Genomic DNA, 16,981 nt, shown 5'->3' on the forward strand with positions numbered 1-16,981 from the left:
GACCTCCCGCTCACGGCATCCGCTCATCGCCCGCGCGGATCGCGTCCGCGGAGTCCAGCCGCGACGCCAGTCCTGCGGCCACCGCGACGGAGAAAGCGGCCACCAGCCCGAATCCGACCACGGCCGCGAGCGTCCACAGACCGCCCAGCGACACCGGCGGCTGCGCCGAACCGCCCACGAAGCCCCGCAGATCCAGCTGCGGGATGACCAGCATCGCCGTCGCGACTCCCGCGCCCACGCCGAACGGCAGTGCCAGCAGCAGCGCGGGCGCCACTTCCCAGGTCACCAGACGGCCCGCGGTGCGGCGGGCGCTGCCCAGCGTGCGCAGGATCGCCAGCATCCGCGCCCTGGTGTCCGCCCCCAGGGCGAGCGTGGCGATGATCGCGACGATCACCAGCACGGCCACGATCCCGCTGGCTGCCAGCAGCGCGCCGCGCACGACGGTGTAGCCGGGATCCTCGGCGTGCGCGGCGACGACGCGTTCGGGGGTGGTCGCCACTGCGTCCCCGCCGGCCGCGGAGACAGCCGCGGCTCCGACGGCATCCGGGTCGGCGCCGGGCTCGATGGCGAGGTACAGCTGCGAGTAGCCGGTGCTGTCCTGACCGATGGCCTTGGCATTGACCGCATCGACGATCACCCATTCGTCGGTGCTGCCGAAGGACACATCCGAAGGCGCGACGCCCACCACCCGGACCGATGTCCGGCCGATCTCCAGCTTCGCATCCACGCCGCCGAGCTCGTCCCACAGCGCCTGTGACATGACCACGGGCACGGGACCGTCCGCGCGCTCCCCCAGGGACGCCGGCAGCGGGATGCGCGCGTCGAATCCCTGCTGCACCCGCGAGAACGCGGTGCCGTCCAGCACATACACCCTGGTCTGCTGCTCGGCCGTGCCTGCGGAGATCTGCGCGTTGCCGCCGTCCTGCACGGCCGCCAGCGCGGCCACGCCGTCCAGCGCCGCGACGTCGGAGGCCGCCGCACCTGTGATGTACGCGGCATCCACCCGCACTGCGGCGCCGACGTCGATGTCGGCCGCGCGCACGATGCCGCCGGAGACGGTCGCCGCGAACGCGATGGAGAAGACGGCCACGCCGAGCCCCGTGACCACGCCGAAGACGGGTGCGGCCCGCACGGCCGACTCACGGCGCGCCCGGGCAGGACCCAGCAGGGACTCCAGCGACGCGCGACGCGCCCCGCGGCGCTCTGCCAGCCTCAGCAGCAGGGGCAGCAGTCTCAGCGTGAGGATGCTGCCGACGACGCCCAGCAGAACGGTCAGCGCCAGCAGCACCGGATCGGCGCCGCCGCCCTGTCCGCGCGCGATGACGAGGATGCCGAGCGCGGCCGTCGCCGCGACCGCCAGCAGCTCCAGTGCGATCCTCTCGGTGTCTCGGCCCGCTCTCTCGCCCAGGTCGCGGCGGCCCTCGGCGGCGGCATCCGCCAGCGTGCTCCACGGCAGCGCGACGGCCGGGACGAGAGCGAGGACGACGGGCACGGCCAGGACCCAGCCGCCGTCCAGGCCCCATACCGCCGCGGCGACGCCCACGCCGATCCCGGCTCCGACCGCGCCCAGCAGCGCCCCCTCACCGCCGAGCAGGGCGATCAGGCGGCCGAGGGAGGCGCCTCGTGCGCGCAGCACGCGGATGCCCGCCACCCGACGAACCGCGATGAGCCGCGCGACGAGCGTCAGCACCACCAGCGCCACCATCATCGGGCCGACGGCAGCCACCGTGACGACGGGCGTCATCGCGTTCGCGCGGGAGATTCCGGCATCCAGCGCCTGCGGCAGCGCGGAGTGGAACTGCAGACCACGGCTGTAGAAGCCGTTGTCCGGCATCCGGATCGTGACCACGTCGGCCGAGAGCAGGCGCAGCTGCGCGGATGCGCGTTCGGCGGTGGTCGCATCCACTCCCGCGGTCCGGAACGGCATCCAGGAGTTGATCTTGGCGTTCCTGGTCCACTCGTCCAGGAGCGAGGCCTCGTCGACCTGCATGAACGCCGCGCCGATCAGGATGCGGTTGCCGCTCCCGTCCACCTCGATGCGCGGTGCCGCCGATCCGCCGATGAAGGTCCAGTCGCCGGCGTCCTTCCCGTTCGGCGTCACGATGCCGACCAGGGTCAGTTCGAGGCGGTCCCAGCGGCGCTGCTCGCCGATCTGCCACTTCAACTGGTCGGCGACATCGCGGGTGAACACGATCTCGACGCCGTCGGCGGGATCGGTCTTCTTCGGCATCCGCCCTTCGGCGAGATCCACGCGCCCGGCGAGACCCGGGTCGGAGATCAGCCCGACGCGATTCAGCGGCACGGGGGTGGTGCGCTGCGGGTCGTCGTCGACCGTGGCGGACGGATCCAGGCCGACCGTGATGCGCGGCGTGCCCAGCAGGCTGCGCAGCGGCTCCGGCTGGGTGCGGCGCATCTGCTCGACCGCCGCCAGCGCACCGCCCCAGACGCCGAGGCTGTCGTCGGACGTGCGACTGGCGAGCGGCAGCCCCGGCGCGATCGCCGATGGCCAGCGGGTGAGGTCGGGAACGGATGCCACGCCGCGGCGGATGGTGGCCGTGCGCCCGTCGGACAGCAGCGCGGGCGCCGCCACGGCCAGCGCGGAGAGCACCGCGATCACCACGACGACCAGCAGCGACAGCAGCGGCGTGGTCGCAGCGCCCCGGGTCAGCAGCCGCATCCGCCCGCTCATGCGCCCACTCCCAGCACCACGGGGAGGACCAGCCAGGCCACGACGGCACCGAGGGCGCCGCCGACGAGCGCCGCGTAGATCGCCACCCCCGCGGTCTCCCCCGTTCTCATCGCACGCTGACGTCGGCGCGACAGGCCGAGCGCCCGCAGCACCACGGGCTCGTCTCGGCGCTCGCCGCTCATCGCGGAAGCCGCGGCGAGGAAGCCCAGGACTCCGAGCGCGGCGGCCGCCAGCGCACCGGCGCTGAGCACGGTCGGCGCGATGGAGGTGACGGGCGCCGCGCTCACCTGCGCAGCGGTGAGGATGCGCGCCGGGTGCGTGGTCGCCGCGCGCAGCCTGCGCACGGTGTCCGCCTGCTCGCTGCTGTCCACCCACAGCTCATTGGGGGTGATGTCCGCGCCGATGAGGCTCAGCTGCTCCGCGTCGACGGCCACCCCCCAGCCTGTTCCGACGGTCGGGAGGGAGTCGACGATGCGGGCGGCGCGGAATCGTACGGGCTGGGCGGTGAAGCGCACCTGGCCGGTGAGCACCGTGCCGCTGACGGCCCCGAGCCGGTCGGCGAGGCTGCGGGTGATCTCCATGGGGATGCCGCCGTCCGAGCCGACGGGAAGTCTCGTCCCGCCGACCAGCTCGCGCGACGGCACGGCCAGCAGCACGGCCTCGTCGCTGCCGACGACCAGCCGCGTGCGCAGCACCTGCGCGACGCCCGTCACCCCGCGCCAGGTGGCGACCTCGGACGCCTGCACGTCCAGGGCGTCATCGGCGATCATCCGCACGTCGCTCGCCAGCCCCGCGACCCGCGTGGCCTGCTCGGCAGCTCGGGCCGCCGAGGGCGCAGTGACGGCGAGGGCGGCGGATGCCGCAGCGAGTGCCAGGCACAGGATCGCGACAGCGGCGCCTCCCATCCGGCGTGCCAGCTGCCGAAGGGGCAGGATCGGCGAGATCCCGCGGGTGCGGCGCAGCACCCGCTCGGCCAGAGCCGCCAGCGGCACCGCGATCACGGGCGCCAGGGCGCTCGCCGCGATCAGCAGCAGGGCGGGCGCAGCCGCCGCCAGAGGATCCGCCGTGCCGTCTTCGCGGAGGATGCCGCCGGTGCCGAGCAGCTGCCATGCCGGCAGCGCCGCGACGCCCACCGCGACCAGGGCCGGCAGCAGCACGGCCGCCAACGAGCGCAGGCCCGCGTCCGAGCGGGCGGTGTCGGAGCGCATCGCACTGCGCAGGGTGAATGCCGTTGCGGCGATCGCGGGGAGCACGATCGCGGCGGACGCAGCCAGCACGGCGGCGCCGGTGATGCCGACGGTCGGCACGAGCACGGCCAGCGCCAGGAGCGCTCCCGCCGCGGCGACCATGGCGATCTCCGCTGCGGCGGTCGATGCGAGCCGGACGCTCGAGGCGCCGCGCGCCCGCAGCAGCGAGAGCTCTTCGCTGCGGGACACCGCGAGGGTGCGCAGCACGACACCCAGCACGAGGGCGCCGAGCAGGGCGAGGATCAGCGGCGGGGCCACCAGCAGACCCCGTGTGCGCGCCAGCGCCGTGGCCTGGCGCTGAAGGGTGGTCCCCAGCTCGCCGTCGATGCGGACGTTGTCGTGGTGCTGGGGGTCCACGGCATCCGGCAGGTCCTGCAGCGTCGCGAGCGCGTGCTGCAGGACGAGGATGTCCGCCGGATCCGTCCGTACCGGCGCGATCCGCCAGGTGACCGTGGGGATGTCCTGGATGGCGGCGAACGCCGTGGCGTCCACGACGGCGGGGCCGATGACCCCGTCGTTCTCGCCGGAGGCGACCGACGGGTCGCCGAGCCACGCCGGGTCGGCTGGATCGTCGGGCTTCCAGATGCCGGACAGTGTCAGCGATGCGCCGCCGTCGGCGAGGGTGACGGTGTCGCCGACGGTGAGACCCGCACGGCGCGCAGCCGGCGCGGTCAGCGCGAACTGTCCGCCGGATGTCGGCCAGTCCCCCTCGACGAGGCGGCCGAGTCGGGTGATGCGGTCGTCCTGCAGCAGCCTCAGGGAGAGCTGCTCGCCCTGCGGCGACTGCACCCGCGCCTCGGCCTCGATCCGGCGCGGCACCTCGACGTCCGCGCCGGCGAACGCCTCGGCGACGGCCCTGCGCACGCGGGTGTCCTGGGCTGCGGGATCCGCTGCCTGGTAGGCGACGACCCTCGCCGTCTGTGCGTCGGGTTCCGCACGGGCGAAGATGTCCGAGGTGCCGGATGCCAGCATCCGATGCGCCACGGCGTCGAGTCCGCCGATGCTGACCACCACGAGCACGACGATGAGCACGATCAGCGACAGTCGGCCGAGATGCTCTCGGGCCCGCCTGGCGGAAAACGTCATCGTCCCTCATTCGCTGCGCACAACGCTGACCATCCTCGCGCGGGCGGCGTGCAGAATGCAACAGGCAGCGATCAGAAATCGACGGCGTCGCGGATGATCGGGCAGGTCATGCAGTGCCCGCCGCCGCGGCCGCGTCCGAGTTCTGCGCCGACGATGGGGATGACCTCGATCCCGGCACTGCTGATGAGGTCGTTGGTCTTCGTGTTGCGGTCGTAGGTGTACACCACGCCCGGTTCCAGGGCCACGGCGTTGTTGCCGCTGTCCCACTGCTGGCGCTCGGATTCGTACACGTCGCCGCCGGTCTCCAGCACGCGCAGCCGGTCGAGGTTCAGCGCCGACGCGACGACATCCGTGAAGGCCGCGTCACCGTGGTCCGTGACATGCAGCGCCTCCGGCCCTGTGCCGGGACGCAGGGTGACGGTGCGCACGGCATCCATGATGCGCGGGTACACGGTGACCGCATCCCTGTCCACGAACGTGAAGACGGTGTCGAGGTGCATGGCCGAGCGCAGCCTGGGCATGCCTGCCACGATCACCTGCTCGGCGGCGCCGGATGCGAACAGCGATGCCGCGACCTGCGTGATGGCCTGCCGCGAGGTGCGCTCGCCCATCCCCATCAGCACGGCGCCGTTGCCGATGGGCATGACGTCGCCGCCCTCCAGGGTCGCCGGTCCCGAGTCGTGCTCCGCGTCGCCCCACCACACGCGGGAGCCGGTGTAGTCGGGGTGGAAGGTGTAGATGGCCTTCATCAGCAGCGTCTCGTCGCGGCGCGCGGGCCAGTACAGCGGATTCATGGTCAGGCCGCCGTACAGCCAGCACGTGGTGTCGCGCGTGTACAGCGTGTTCGGCAGCGGCGGCATCAGGTACTCGCTGACCCCGGTGGACTCGCGTGCCAGGGCCAGGAAGCCGTTGCGGTAGTCCGCCGGCAGGTCGGTCGTGGCCAGGCCGCCGATGAGGAACTCCGCCAGTTGGGCGGTGTCGAGGGATGCCAGGAACGCGCGGGTCGGGTCGATGAGGCCGACGCCCACCTGGTCGGCGGTGATCTTGCGGTCCAGCAGCCAGTCGGTGGCGCCGGGGACGGCCAGGGTCTCCGCCAGCAGCTCGTGCAGCTCGACGACCTCCACGCCGTGCGAGCGCATGCTGGCCACGAACGCGTCGTGATCGCGCTGGGCGTTCTCCACCCACAGCACGTCGTCGAACAGCAGCGAGTCAGCGTTGGACGGCGTGAGCCGGTGATGCGCGAGCCCCGGGCGGCACACCAGCACCTTGCGGAGCCGGCCCACCTCGGAATGCACCCCGTAGTCCGCAGCAGTCGTCATCATCGTTCCTTCCCCATGGCGATCCCTACGATCGTATTCCCGGGATGGAAGAAGCCCCGCGATCTCTCGCGGGGCTTCTCGATGGTGGACCTGAGGGGACTCGAACCCCTGACCCCCTGCATGCCATGCAGGTGCGCTACCAGCTGCGCCACAGGCCCAATCTGCGCTGCGGGGCGTTCGCCCCGGCAACCTGTTCAGCGTACTACACCGATCGAGGCGTCCGCGAATCGCGCCGCGCACCCGGGTGTGTCGTCGGGACTACTCCCCCGTCACGCGCTCCGCGATCTCGATCGGGACGACGGGGCAGTCCTTCCACAGCCGCTCCAGGCCGTAGTAGCTGCGCTCCTCGGCGTGGAAGACGTGCACGATCAGGTCGCCGAAGTCCAGCAGCACCCACCGCGACTCGGCGCGGCCCTCACGGCGAACGCGCTTGTGCCCGGCTTCGAAGAGCTGGTCCTCGATCTCGTCGGCGATGGCGGCGACGTTGCGCTCGCTGTTACCGGTGACCAGCAGGAAGATGTCGACCAGCGGCAGCGGCTCCGACACGTTCAGAGCGACGAGATCCTCACCGCCCTTGGAGTCCGCCGCGTTCGCGGCGATCCGGAGCATCTCGAGGGCGTTCTGGGGGGACTGCATCAACCGAAGACTCCTGTGGTGAAGGCGATGACCAGCGTCGCGGCGAGGACGATGGCCAGACCACCGGCGACGATCGCCAGGGTGATCATGAGCTTGTTGCTCTTGTCAGGTGCCAGCGGGCGGATGACCTCGCCGGCGGGCCTGGAGGTGCTCACGGCGGAGCTGGCGGCGATGGGTGTGGGCGAGGACGCCGGAGCGAGCTCGCTGTCCATGAATCCTGCGTCGGCGGCCCTGCCGTCGGCGGCGCCGAGGGCGTGTCCCTGCGAGCCCAGCCCGTCAGGCAGCGCGTACGTGCCCGTGACGAGGATCTCGCCGGTCGAGGCGATGGGGCCGGAGAGCGAGCCGAGTCCAGGCGAAGGGGTGAAGATCAGCGCCGTGGATGCCCCGTGCTGGGAGTTCGAGACCGTGCCGTCGAGCACGTCGTCGAAGCGCGCACCGGCGACGGAGTCGGCAGACCGCGCCTGCACGCCGATGCCGAATGCCGCGCCGACCTTCGGGCGCTCGGGCTCGACGACCGCCGGCTGGGCGGCCTCCGGCTCGACGCGCTTCGGCTCGACGTGCTCAGGCTCGGCGTGCTTCGGCTCGACAGCGTCGGGCTCGGCCCGCTCCCGGATCGGGGCCTCGTCGGCGACGTGTCCCGGAGTCATCAGACCCCGGCCCATCACCTCGGGGACGATGCGCTTGCGCGGGGCGGCCGCAGGGGTCGGCTCGGGAGCCTGCTCGACCTCAGCGGGACGCTCGAACATGCCGACGACGCGGTCTCGATCGGTGGAGAGGGGGGCCGGATCAGCTTCGGGTGCTGCTTCGAATCGGGGGGCGGGAGCAGGCGCCTCTGTGAACGTGGGAAGTCCGGACACGAGTCCGGCGCCCTGTGGCGGAACGGTCTCGCGGACCTGCTCGGCTGTGGCCGGGGCGGGCTCAGGAGTAGGAGCAGGAGTCGCGTCGTCGGCTGCCGGAACGTGCTGGGCGGCTGCCGCGGCGTGCTCGAGGGCGCGCATCTGGCGGCGCGTCAGGGGCGCGCTGGGGTGCGGTTGCTCCTCGACCGGCGCGGGGGCGATCTCGATCGGCTCTGCAGCGCGCGGCAGCACGGTCGTCGGAGGTGCGACGGCCGCAGCGGCCTCCTCCTCGCTGATGACCGGCGTGGAGCCGGTCAGGCGGATCTCGCGCAGCTGCTTGCGAGTCAGCTGCACCTTCCCGTTCTCTTCCGATGTGCTCATGCCCTGCTCCGATACAGATGATGCTTTGCGATGTACTGGACCACGCCGTCCGGCACCAGGTACCAGACGGGCTGTCCGTTCTCGACCCGTTCGCGGCACGCCGTCGACGAGATCGTCAACGCCGGCACCTCGAGCTGGCTCACGACGTCCGTGGGCAGCCCTGCGGTGCTCAGCACATGTCCGGGGCGTGAGACCGCGACGAAGTGCGCGAGGTCCCAGAGTTCATCATGGTCCCTCCAACTGAGAATCTGCGCTACGGCATCCGCTCCGGTGATGAAGAACAGCTCCGCACCCGGACGTTCGCGCTTCAGGTCGCGCAGCGTGTCGATCGTGTAGGTGGGGCCGTCGCGATCGATGTCGACGCGGCTGACGGTGAACTGCGGATTGGATGCCGTGGCGATCACCGTCATCAGATAGCGGTGCTCGCTGGGCGAGACGTTCTGCTTCTGCCAGGGGCGACCCGTGGGCACGAACACGACCTCATCGAGATCGAAGGAGTGCGCCACTTCACTGGCCGCGACGAGGTGGCCGTGATGGATCGGGTCGAACGTGCCGCCCATCACTCCGATGCGCGGCGCCCGAGCAGAGGAATCCTGCATGCGCCTAGTGGCTGTGCCCGTCCTCGCCGTGCTTCTCGGCGAATGCCTCGGCCTTGGCCGAGTGGCGGTTGGCGACGTTGCGGTACGAGAGCGTGACCAGCCCCAGCGCGGCGAAGACCACGGCCGCGATGATGCCGGCGATGACCGTCTGGCCCATCACGTTGTGTCCTGGGGCTTCGGCCGCGGCCATCGCGATCTGTGCGACGAGGTTCATTCTGGCTCCGTTTCTGGGCGGTCGGGCGAGCGCCTGTCCAGTCTAGCGCTCAGCCGCGGGTCTGACCCGTCCCCCTGGCCAGCCATTTCGTGCTGGTCAGCTCGGAGACGCCCATGGGTCCGCGGGTGTGCAGCTTCTGCGTGGAGATGCCCACTTCCGCACCGAACCCGAACTCCGCTCCGTCGGTGAATCGGGTGGATGCGTTGGCCATCACCACCGCGGAGTCCACCTCGGCGAGGAAGCGCTCCGCGTTGCGGGAGTCGGTCGTGATGATCGACTCGGTGTGGCCGGTGCTGTACCGGCGGATGTGCGCGAGCGCGTCGTCGAGCGTGTCCACGACCTTCATCGAGATGTCCAGGCTCAGGTACTCGGTGGACCAGTCCTGGTCCGTGGCCGGGACGACGTCCGCCGCCAGCTGCGCCACAGCCTCGTCGCCGTGCACGGTCACGCCCTCGTGCTGCAGCGCCTCGGCCACGACGGGAACCAGCCGAGGCGCAGCATCCTTCAGCACCAGCACCGTCTCGACCGCGTTGCAGACGCTCGGCCGCTGCACCTTCGCGTTCACGACGATGTCGCGGGCCCAGTCCAGTGGGGCGGACTCGTCGAGCACGATGTGCACCACGCCCGCGCCGGTCTCGATAACGGGCACGGTGGACTCCGTCACCACCGTCTCGATGAGCGAGGCGCTCCCTCGCGGCACGAGCACGTCGATGAAGCCGCGCCCGTGCATGAGCGCCTTCGCGCCGTCGCGACCGAAGTCGTCGACGGTCTGGATGGCCTCGCGATCGACGCCGACGGATGCCAGCGCTTCGCGCATGAGCTCCACCAGCACGGTGTTGGACTCCTTGGCTGCACTGCCGCCGCGCAGCACCACGGCGTTGCCGGCGCGCAGCGCGAGGGCCGCGATGTCGACGGTGACGTTGGGGCGCGCCTCGTAGATGGCTCCCACCACGCCGAACGGCACCCGGACCTGCTCGAGGGCCACGCCGTTCGGCATCCGGTGTCCGCCCAGCACCTGCCCGATCGGGTCGGGCAGTGCCGCCACCTCGCGCACGGCGGATGCCAGCGATGCGACGCGCTTCTCGTCGAGACGGAGCCTGTCCACGAGCGCATCGCCGATGCCGTCCTCGCGGCCGCGCTCGATGTCACGCTCGTTGGCCGCGATGATCCGCCCCGCATCCGCCTCGATGGCATGTGCGATGGCCTCGAGCGCCTGCTCCTTCTGGCCGCTGGTCAGGCGCGCGACCTCGCGCGATGCCTCCTTGGCACGCGCGAGGCGGTCCTGTGCGGTCTCGACAGGTGCCTGGGCGAGGTCGGGTGAGGTCATGCGGTCAGTGTATCGGCGCTCGACAGGGCCGAGGTCCGTATGACCTGCGACGTCTCAGTCCGTGACGGTGGGCTCGAACCAGGTGCCGATGGGGGCGCCCTCGAGCGCCCTGCCGACGAGGTCGGCACTGGTGACCAGCACGCCGATCCCGGCCGCAGCGGCCATGCGCGCGGCCGACACCTTGGTGGCCGCTCCCCCGGTGCCGACGCTGTTGACGACCGACGCGCCGAACTCGAGCCCCGTCAGGTCGGCATCCGCCGCCACCACGTCGATCGGCTCGGCATCCGGGTCCATCGGCGGCTTGGTGTACAGCGAGTCGACGTCGCTCAGCAGCACCAGTGCGTCGGCGTGCAGCAGCGTGGCCACGAGTGCGGCCAGGCGGTCGTTGTCGCCGAAGCGGATCTCCTGCGTGGCGACCGTGTCGTTCTCGTTGACGATGGGCAGCACGCCCAGTGCCAGCATCCGATCCATCGCGCGACGCGCGTTGCTGCGCGGCGTGGGGTTCTCCAGGTCGCCCGTGGTCAGCAGCACCTGCCCGGCGACGATGCGGAACGGCCGCAGCGCCTCCTGATAGCGGAACACCAGCATGTTCTGGCCGACGGCCGCAGCGGCCTGCTGCGTCGCCAGGTCGGTCGGGCGGGAGCCGAGGTCGAGCACCGGGATGCCGGTGGCGATGGCGCCCGAGGAGACCAGCACAACCTCGACGCCGCGGCGGTGCGCCATGGACAGCGCCTGCACGATCATCGGGATGCGCCAGGACGCCTCACCGCTGATCGAGGAGGATCCCACTTTCACGACGATGCGCGTGGCCGTGGCGAGGTCTGCGCGAGAGAGCGCGCTCATTCCTCGCCCTCGCGGGATGCCAGACGCTGCTGCTCCAGCTCGGCGCGGGCGGCCGCTTTGGCATCCATCCGCTCGTGGTACCGCTCACGACGCTCGCCGGTGGTGCGACGGCTCGTGCCGCCGATGCGGATGTCGGTGCCGCGCGGCGAGGTCATCAGCTCGGCGGTGGAGGCGATGGACGGCTCCCAGTCGAACACGACGCTGTTGTCGCCCGTGCCGATGACGACCGTGGAACCGGCGACGGCACCGGCCTTCAGCAGCGCGTCCTCGACGCCGAGCTTCTCGAGACGGTCGCCGAGGTAGCCGACGGCCTCCTCGTTCTGGAAGTCGGTCTGCTGAACCCAGCGCACCGGCTTCTCGCCCAGCACGCGGTACACGTTGCCGTAGGTGCCGCCCTCGATGCGGATCGTGAAGTCGGCCTGCGCGCCCTTCGGGCGGATCACGATGCGCTCGGCGGGCGCCTCGACGGCGACGGCCTGGCGGTGCTCCTCGACGAGCTCCGCCAGCGCGAAGCTCAGCGGGCGCAGGCCCTCGCGGGAGACCGTGGAGATCTCGAACACGCGGAAGCCCCGCGCCTCGATGTCGGCGCGCACCATGTCGGCCAGGTCACGGGCCTCGGGCACGTCGACCTTGTTCAGAGCGACGAGCTGCGGGCGCTCCAGCAGCGGGATCTGCCCCTCAGGCACCTCGTAGGCGGCGAGTTCGGCGAGGATGACGTCCAGATCGGTGAGCGGGTCGCGGCCGGGCTCCAGCGTGGCGCAGTCCAGCACGTGCAGCAGAGCGCTGCAGCGCTCGACGTGGCGCAGGAACTCCAGGCCCAGGCCCTTGCCCTCGCTGGCGCCCTCGATCAGCCCCGGCACGTCGGCGACCGTGTAGCGGCTGTCGCCGGCCTGCACGACGCCCAGGTTCGGGTGCAGCGTGGTGAACGGGTACTCCGCGATCTTCGGGCGCGCGGCGGACATCGCGGCGATCAGGCTCGACTTGCCGGCGGAGGGATATCCGACCAGGGCCACGTCGGCGACGGTCTTCAGCTCGAGGACGACCGAGCCCTCCTGGCCGGGCGTGCCCAGCAGGGCGAAGCCCGGGGCCTTGCGCTTGGGCGAGGCCAGCGCCGAGTTGCCCAGCCCGCCGCGGCCGCCCTCCATGATCACAAACCGCTCGCCGGGGGTGACCATGTCGTGGATGAGCTCACCCTCGGGCGTCTTGACCACGGTGCCCAGCGGCACGGGCAGCTCGAGCGTCTCGCCGTCGTAGCCGGAGCGGTAGTCGCCCATGCCGAAGCCGCCGTTGCCGCTGCTGCGGTGCGGCGAGTGGTGGTAGGACAGCAGGGTCGTGACCTGCGGGTCGCCGACCAGCACGATGTCCCCGCCGTCACCGCCCTTGCCGCCGTCGGGTCCGCCGAGCGGCTTGAACTTCTCGCGCTTGACCGAGACGCACCCGTTGCCGCCCTTGCCGGCGCGCAGGTGCAGGGTGACGGTGTCCACGAACGTGACCATGTCGCTCCTCTGGGGATCCGGAGCCCGCGTAAGCGGGCCCATATGCAGGAACGGGGCGAGCCGAAGCCCGCCCCGTTCCGAGAAAGTCTGCTGTGCTTACTGAGCGGCAGCGACGATGTTGACGACCTTGCGGCCGCCCTTCGTGCCGAACTCGACAGCGCCCGCCTCGAGGGCGAACAGCGTGTCGTCGCCGCCACGGCCGACGTTCGCACCGGGGTGGAAGTGCGTGCCGCGCTGGCGGACGATGATCTCGCCGGCGTTGACGGCCTGGCCGCCGAAGCGCTTCACGCCGAGTCGCTGTGCGTTGGAGTCACGACCGTTACGGGTCGAGCTCGCACCCTTCTTGTGTGCCATTTCTCAGCTCCTCTTCGTGCTTACTTGATGCCGGTGATCTTGACGCGCGTGAGGTCCTGACGGTGCCCCTGACGCTTCTTGTAGCCGGTCTTGTTCTTGAACTTCTGGATGACGATCTTCGGGCCGCGGAGGTTGCCGAGAACCTCAGCCGTGACCTTGACCTTCGCCAGCTTTTCCGCGTCGGTGGTCACCGTGGCGCCGTCGACGAGAAGCACGGCGGGAAGCTCGATCTTCTCGCCCTGGGCGGCCTGAACACGGTCGAGCTGAACGATCGTGCCGACCTCGACCTTCTCCTGCCGTCCACCGGCGCGCACTACTGCGTAAACCACTTCATACCTGTTTCGTTGGGGAGCGGACTGCTCCGGGAATCTCACGGGAAGACTGCTGCTTGCGTACGACGCCTTCGCGAAGGGTGCGGACGCAAGACTTCTCCTGTCGCCGGTCAGGCAGACAGGGGTCTCGCACCAAAGGACTACTTTACCGGAATGCGGAGGATGCCGCAAAGTGAGCGCCGTGGTGTGTCGGGCCTAGGATCACGGTATGACCGTTCTCGTCGACGACCCCGTCTGGCCCGCCCACGGGCGGCTCTGGGCGCACCTGGTCAGCGACAGCGATCTGGACGAGCTGCACGCCCTGGCTGTGGCCGCGGGAATCCCGCCGAGGGCGTTCGACCGCGATCACTACGACGTCCCGGCGGATGCGCTGCCGAGGCTCCTCGCCGCCGGTGCACAGCACGTGGGCGGCAAGGAGCTCACCAGGCGTCTGATCGCCTCAGGACTGCGCGTCAGGGCTCGGGAGCGCGACTGAGTCGGATGCCGCCGCGTGGGCGCCTGCCGTGAGCATGGCCGTGGTGACGCGACGGCGGTTGCGTCCCTGCCCCGGCGCCTTCGGCTCGGGCAGCGCATCCAGGACGGAGTCCAGGAGCTGCTCCGCCTCGGTCTTCGGCCCCTTGTGATCCGAGCCCCGCTTCCGGCGGCTCTTCTTGGGGCGCTCGTGCACGACGGGGACCTCGGCCTGCTCGGCGACGACCACGGGCACCTCGCCCGCGACGGGGGCGATGGTGGACGCCGCGATCGCGGCCAGCGCCGACTTCGCGCCCTCGGTGATGCCGTGGGTGCTGCCGGCCGGAGCCTGCGCGGGCGCCGGTGCGGCGGACTGCTGCGACGATGACGACGAGCCGCCACGCGAGCGACGCCCCTGGTTGCCGCCGTTGTTGGACGATCCGCCGCCGCGGTGCTTGATCACGGGATCGTGGTGCACGACCACGCCGCGGCCCGCGCAGACCTCGCAGGCCTCGCTGAAGGTCTCCAGCAGGCCCAGGCCGAGCTTCTTGCGGGTCATCTGCACCAGGCCGAGCGAGGTGACCTCGGCCACCTGGTGCTTGGTGCGGTCGCGGCTCAGGCACTCCACCAGACGGCGCAGCACCAGGTCGCGGTTGGACTCGAGCACCATGTCGATGAAGTCGACGACGATGATGCCGCCGACGTCGCGCAGGCGCAGCTGGCGGACGATCTCCTCGGCCGCCTCGAGGTTGTTCTTGGTGACGGTCTCCTCGAGGTTGCCGCCGGTGCCGACGAACTTGCCGGTGTTGACGTCGATGACCGTCATGGCCTCGGTGCGGTCGATGACCAGCGAGCCGCCGGAGGGCAGCCACACCTTGCGGTCCAGCGCCTTCTCGATCTGCTCGGTGATGCGGTACGCGTCGAACGGGTCGACGTCGTCGGTGTAGGTCTCCACCCGCTCCAGCAGATCGGGGGCGACGCTCTCCAGGTAGGCGCTGATGGTGCGATGCGCGTCATCGCCCTGGATGGTCATGCGCGCGAAGTCCTCGTTGAAGACGTCGCGGACGATCTTGACCAGCAGGTCGGGCTCGGCGTGCAGCAGCGCCGGGGCCTGCTGGTTCTGCACGAGCTTCTGGATGTGCTCCCACTGCGCGGTCAGGCGCTGCACGTCGCGGGTCAACTGCTCCTCGGTGGCGCCCTCGGCCGCAGTGCGGACGATCACGCCGGAGGACTCCGGCAGCACCTCCTTGAGGATGCGCTTCAGGCGCGCGCGCTCGTTGTCGGGGAGCTTGCGGGAAATGCCGTTCATCGATCCGCCCGGCACGTACACGAGGTAGCGGCCGGGCAGCGAGACCTGGCTGGTCAGCCGGGCGCCCTTGTGGCCCACCGGGTCCTTGGTCACCTGCACCAGCACGCGGTCGCCCGGCTTGAGCGCGAGCTCGATACGGCGCGGCTGGTTGCCGGTCTCCACGGAATCCCAGTCGACCTCGCCGGAGTACAGCACGGCATTGCGCCCGCGGCCGATGTCGACGAAGGCCGCCTCCATGCTGGGCAGCACGTTCTGCACGCGGCCGAGGTACACGTTGCCGATCAGTGACGCGTCCTGATTGCGCGCGACGTAGTGCTCGACGAGCACGTTGTCCTCGAGCACGCCGATCTGCGTGCGGCCGTTCTTGGCGCGCACGACCATCATCCGGTCGACGGACTCGCGGCGGGCGAGGAACTCGGCCTCGGTGACCACGGGGCGCCGGCGTCCGGCATCCCGTCCGTCACGACGGCGCTGCTTCTTGGCCTCCAGGCGCGTGGAGCCCTTGATGGCCTTCGGCTCGGTGATGTACTCCACCGTGTGCTGGCGCTGGCGGCGGTCGTCGCGTCCGTCACGGCCCTCGCCGTCGGATCCGCGACGACGGCTGCGGCGTCGTGAGAACGCGGAGCCGCTGTCGTCGTCCTCGTCGTGGTGGTGGTCCACCGCGGGAAGTGCCACGATCTCGGGCGCGTAGAAGTGCAGCTGCGTCGACACCTGCGAGACGAACACCTCGGGCAGCAGCCCCAGCGTCACGGCCGTGACCGGCTTCGGCTCCTCGGGCTCGGCCGGCTTCTCGGGCTCGGCAGCCTTCTCAGGCTCGGCAGCCTTCTCAGGCTCGGCAGCCTTCTCAGGCTCGGCCGGCTTCTCTGACTCGGCAGGCTGCTCCGGCTCAGCCGACTGCTCCGGCTCAGCGGACTCCTCGACTACCGGCTGCGCCGGCGTCTCGTCGAGGATAGGGGTGGTCTTGTCATCATTCTCATCGGCCATCTCGGGCTGACTCCCTGCGCGGGCACTGCGTGCGCCGCGGAAACTCGTGCGGCTGTACTGCGGCCGCGAACTCAATCGGCATGCGATCGGCGCTGTCGCCGGATCACGTGGGGCGTAGCACCCCGAAGTCTTGTCGATGCGATCGCGATTCCTCGCGACGACACCTTCGTTCATTATCGCATCCCGATCGCGCTGACGCCGCATCGTGGCGACACGCGCGCGTCCGCTCTCACACCGATCGCATAGCCCACGCTGGGATAATCCCGATATGAGCGCGCAGAGGACACGTCATATCGGCTACGGCATCTGGCTCATCATCGCCAGTCTCGCGGGCTGGTGGGCGGCATTCCAGCTCACTCTCGACAAGTTCACGACGCTGGAGAACCCGGACGCAGCTCTGGGCTGCAACATCAGCGTGTTCCTGTCGTGCGGCACGAACCTGGAGTCCTGGCAGGGGTCGGTGTTCGGGTTCCCGAACCCGATCATCGGCGTGGCCGGCTGGATGGCCGTGCTCGTCATGGGCGTGGCCGTGATCGCCGGCGTGAGGTTCCCGCGCTGGTTCTGGGGTCTGTTCGGCCTGGGGATCCTGTTCTCGTTCGTGTTCATCGCCTGGCTGATCGGGCAGAGCTTCTTCGACCTGCACACGCTGTGCCCGTGGTGCGGAGTGACCTACCTGGCGGTGATCCCGACCTTCCTGGCGACGATCGCGGAGCTCGGCCGCAACGGCACGTTCTCCCGGCGCCCCTCCGTGCAGCACGCCTTCGGCCGCCTGATGGCCTGGGTGCCGCTGGCATCCGTCATCATGTTCGCGATGATCGTGGCGCTCGCGCAGTTCGCCGGCGTCGACCTGCTCGGCGAGGTCGCACGGATGCTGTGATC

The 16,981-nt window shown here is 70.8% G+C and carries 15 protein-coding genes and 1 tRNA gene; 2 read left to right on the forward strand and 14 right to left on the reverse strand.

The window, feature by feature from the left end; translation table 11 throughout:
- Window positions 1–10: 10 nt before the first annotated feature.
- The 13 genes from Q0568_RS12890 to rplU form a co-directional block, all read right to left on the reverse strand.
- Complete coding sequence (locus Q0568_RS12890) at window positions 11–2,689, reverse strand: FtsX-like permease family protein (RefSeq protein WP_298867150.1); 2,679 nt, start codon at window positions 2,687–2,689, stop codon at window positions 11–13.
- Window positions 2,686–5,022, reverse strand: a complete 2,337-nt coding sequence (locus Q0568_RS12895; RefSeq protein WP_298867152.1) for an FtsX-like permease family protein — start codon at window positions 5,020–5,022, stop codon at window positions 2,686–2,688. The genes Q0568_RS12890 and Q0568_RS12895 overlap by 4 nt, the downstream gene beginning before the upstream one ends.
- Before the next feature lie 71 nt (window positions 5,023–5,093).
- Window positions 5,094–6,341, reverse strand: coding sequence for an arginine deiminase (locus Q0568_RS12900; RefSeq protein ID WP_298867154.1), 1,248 nt, complete (start codon window positions 6,339–6,341; stop codon window positions 5,094–5,096).
- Window positions 6,342–6,423: 82 nt separating this feature from the next.
- Window positions 6,424–6,499 (reverse strand) — tRNA-Ala (locus Q0568_RS12905).
- Between the two features lie 100 nt (window positions 6,500–6,599).
- Entirely contained in the window at window positions 6,600–6,977 is a 378-nt protein-coding gene (gene rsfS / locus Q0568_RS12910; RefSeq protein WP_298867156.1) for a ribosome silencing factor, read from the reverse strand.
- A complete protein-coding gene (locus Q0568_RS12915; RefSeq protein WP_298867158.1) occupies window positions 6,977–8,194 on the reverse strand; it encodes a hypothetical protein in 1,218 nt (405 codons plus the stop codon). The genes rsfS and Q0568_RS12915 overlap by 1 nt, the downstream gene beginning before the upstream one ends.
- Complete coding sequence (gene nadD, locus Q0568_RS12920; RefSeq protein WP_298867160.1) at window positions 8,191–8,793, reverse strand: nicotinate-nucleotide adenylyltransferase; 603 nt, start codon at window positions 8,791–8,793, stop codon at window positions 8,191–8,193. The genes Q0568_RS12915 and nadD overlap by 4 nt, the downstream gene beginning before the upstream one ends.
- 4 nt (window positions 8,794–8,797) lie before the next feature.
- The gene (locus Q0568_RS12925) at window positions 8,798–9,007 is read right to left on the reverse strand and encodes a hypothetical protein (protein ID WP_298867162.1); all 210 of its coding nucleotides are present in this window, start codon (window positions 9,005–9,007) and stop codon (window positions 8,798–8,800) included.
- A 49-nt stretch (window positions 9,008–9,056) separates the two neighbouring features.
- On the reverse strand, window positions 9,057–10,334 hold the full coding sequence (locus Q0568_RS12930; protein WP_298867164.1) for a glutamate-5-semialdehyde dehydrogenase: 1,278 nt from the start codon (window positions 10,332–10,334) through the stop codon (window positions 9,057–9,059).
- A gap of 54 nt (window positions 10,335–10,388) precedes the next feature.
- Window positions 10,389–11,177, reverse strand: a complete 789-nt coding sequence (gene proB / locus Q0568_RS12935; protein WP_298867166.1) for a glutamate 5-kinase — start codon at window positions 11,175–11,177, stop codon at window positions 10,389–10,391.
- The gene (gene obgE / locus Q0568_RS12940) at window positions 11,174–12,673 is read right to left on the reverse strand and encodes a GTPase ObgE (RefSeq protein ID WP_298867168.1); all 1,500 of its coding nucleotides are present in this window, start codon (window positions 12,671–12,673) and stop codon (window positions 11,174–11,176) included. Before obgE ends, proB begins: the two co-directional genes overlap by 4 nt.
- Window positions 12,674–12,769: 96 nt before the next feature.
- Window positions 12,770–13,027 (reverse strand): 50S ribosomal protein L27, encoded by a 258-nt coding sequence (rpmA, locus tag Q0568_RS12945; RefSeq protein WP_298867169.1) that lies wholly within the window; start codon window positions 13,025–13,027, stop codon window positions 12,770–12,772.
- A gap of 20 nt (window positions 13,028–13,047) precedes the next feature.
- Window positions 13,048–13,356, reverse strand: a complete 309-nt coding sequence (gene rplU / locus Q0568_RS12950; RefSeq protein ID WP_298867171.1) for a 50S ribosomal protein L21 — start codon at window positions 13,354–13,356, stop codon at window positions 13,048–13,050.
- Between the two features lie 211 nt (window positions 13,357–13,567).
- On the opposite strand from rplU, the gene Q0568_RS12955 reads away from it, so the two are divergent.
- A complete protein-coding gene (locus tag Q0568_RS12955) occupies window positions 13,568–13,834 on the forward strand; it encodes a DUF4031 domain-containing protein (RefSeq protein WP_298867173.1) in 267 nt (88 codons plus the stop codon).
- Here Q0568_RS12955 and Q0568_RS12960 read toward each other — a convergent pair.
- On the reverse strand, window positions 13,799–16,102 hold the full coding sequence (locus Q0568_RS12960; protein WP_298867175.1) for an Rne/Rng family ribonuclease: 2,304 nt from the start codon (window positions 16,100–16,102) through the stop codon (window positions 13,799–13,801). The two genes, Q0568_RS12955 and Q0568_RS12960, sit on opposite strands and share 36 nt — an antisense overlap.
- A gap of 268 nt (window positions 16,103–16,370) precedes the next feature.
- Here Q0568_RS12960 and Q0568_RS12965 point away from each other — a divergent pair, with 268 nt between their 5' ends.
- Complete coding sequence (locus Q0568_RS12965; RefSeq protein WP_298867176.1) at window positions 16,371–16,979, forward strand: vitamin K epoxide reductase family protein; 609 nt, start codon at window positions 16,371–16,373, stop codon at window positions 16,977–16,979.
- Window positions 16,980–16,981: the final 2 nt, after the last annotated feature.

Origin of the sequence: uncultured Microbacterium sp. (genome assembly GCF_937927635.1) — a bacterium.
Classification (GTDB): Bacteria; Actinomycetota; Actinomycetes; order Actinomycetales; family Microbacteriaceae; genus Microbacterium.

Excerpts from the sequence above, each read along its gene's own strand:
- Q0568_RS12890 (WP_298867150.1), bottom strand. The coding sequence starts at position 2,689 with ATGAGCGGGCGGATGCGGCTGCTGACCCGGGGCGCTGCGACCACGCCG.
- Q0568_RS12895 (WP_298867152.1), bottom strand. The coding sequence starts at position 5,022 with ATGACGTTTTCCGCCAGGCGGGCCCGAGAGCATCTCGGCCGACTGTCG.
- Q0568_RS12900 (WP_298867154.1), bottom strand. The coding sequence starts at position 6,341 with ATGACGACTGCTGCGGACTACGGGGTGCATTCCGAGGTGGGCCGGCTC.
- rsfS (WP_298867156.1), bottom strand. The coding sequence starts at position 6,977 with ATGCAGTCCCCCCAGAACGCCCTCGAGATGCTCCGGATCGCCGCGAAC.
- Q0568_RS12915 (WP_298867158.1), bottom strand. The coding sequence starts at position 8,194 with ATGAGCACATCGGAAGAGAACGGGAAGGTGCAGCTGACTCGCAAGCAG.
- nadD (WP_298867160.1), bottom strand. The coding sequence starts at position 8,793 with ATGCAGGATTCCTCTGCTCGGGCGCCGCGCATCGGAGTGATGGGCGGC.
- Q0568_RS12925 (WP_298867162.1), bottom strand. The coding sequence starts at position 9,007 with ATGAACCTCGTCGCACAGATCGCGATGGCCGCGGCCGAAGCCCCAGGA.
- Q0568_RS12930 (WP_298867164.1), bottom strand. The coding sequence starts at position 10,334 with ATGACCTCACCCGACCTCGCCCAGGCACCTGTCGAGACCGCACAGGAC.
- proB (WP_298867166.1), bottom strand. The coding sequence starts at position 11,177 with ATGAGCGCGCTCTCTCGCGCAGACCTCGCCACGGCCACGCGCATCGTC.
- obgE (WP_298867168.1), bottom strand. The coding sequence starts at position 12,673 with ATGGTCACGTTCGTGGACACCGTCACCCTGCACCTGCGCGCCGGCAAG.
- rpmA (WP_298867169.1), bottom strand. The coding sequence starts at position 13,027 with ATGGCACACAAGAAGGGTGCGAGCTCGACCCGTAACGGTCGTGACTCC.
- Q0568_RS12955 (WP_298867173.1), top strand. The coding sequence starts at position 13,568 with ATGACCGTTCTCGTCGACGACCCCGTCTGGCCCGCCCACGGGCGGCTC.
- Q0568_RS12960 (WP_298867175.1), bottom strand. The coding sequence starts at position 16,102 with ATGGCCGATGAGAATGATGACAAGACCACCCCTATCCTCGACGAGACG.
- Q0568_RS12965 (WP_298867176.1), top strand. The coding sequence starts at position 16,371 with ATGAGCGCGCAGAGGACACGTCATATCGGCTACGGCATCTGGCTCATC.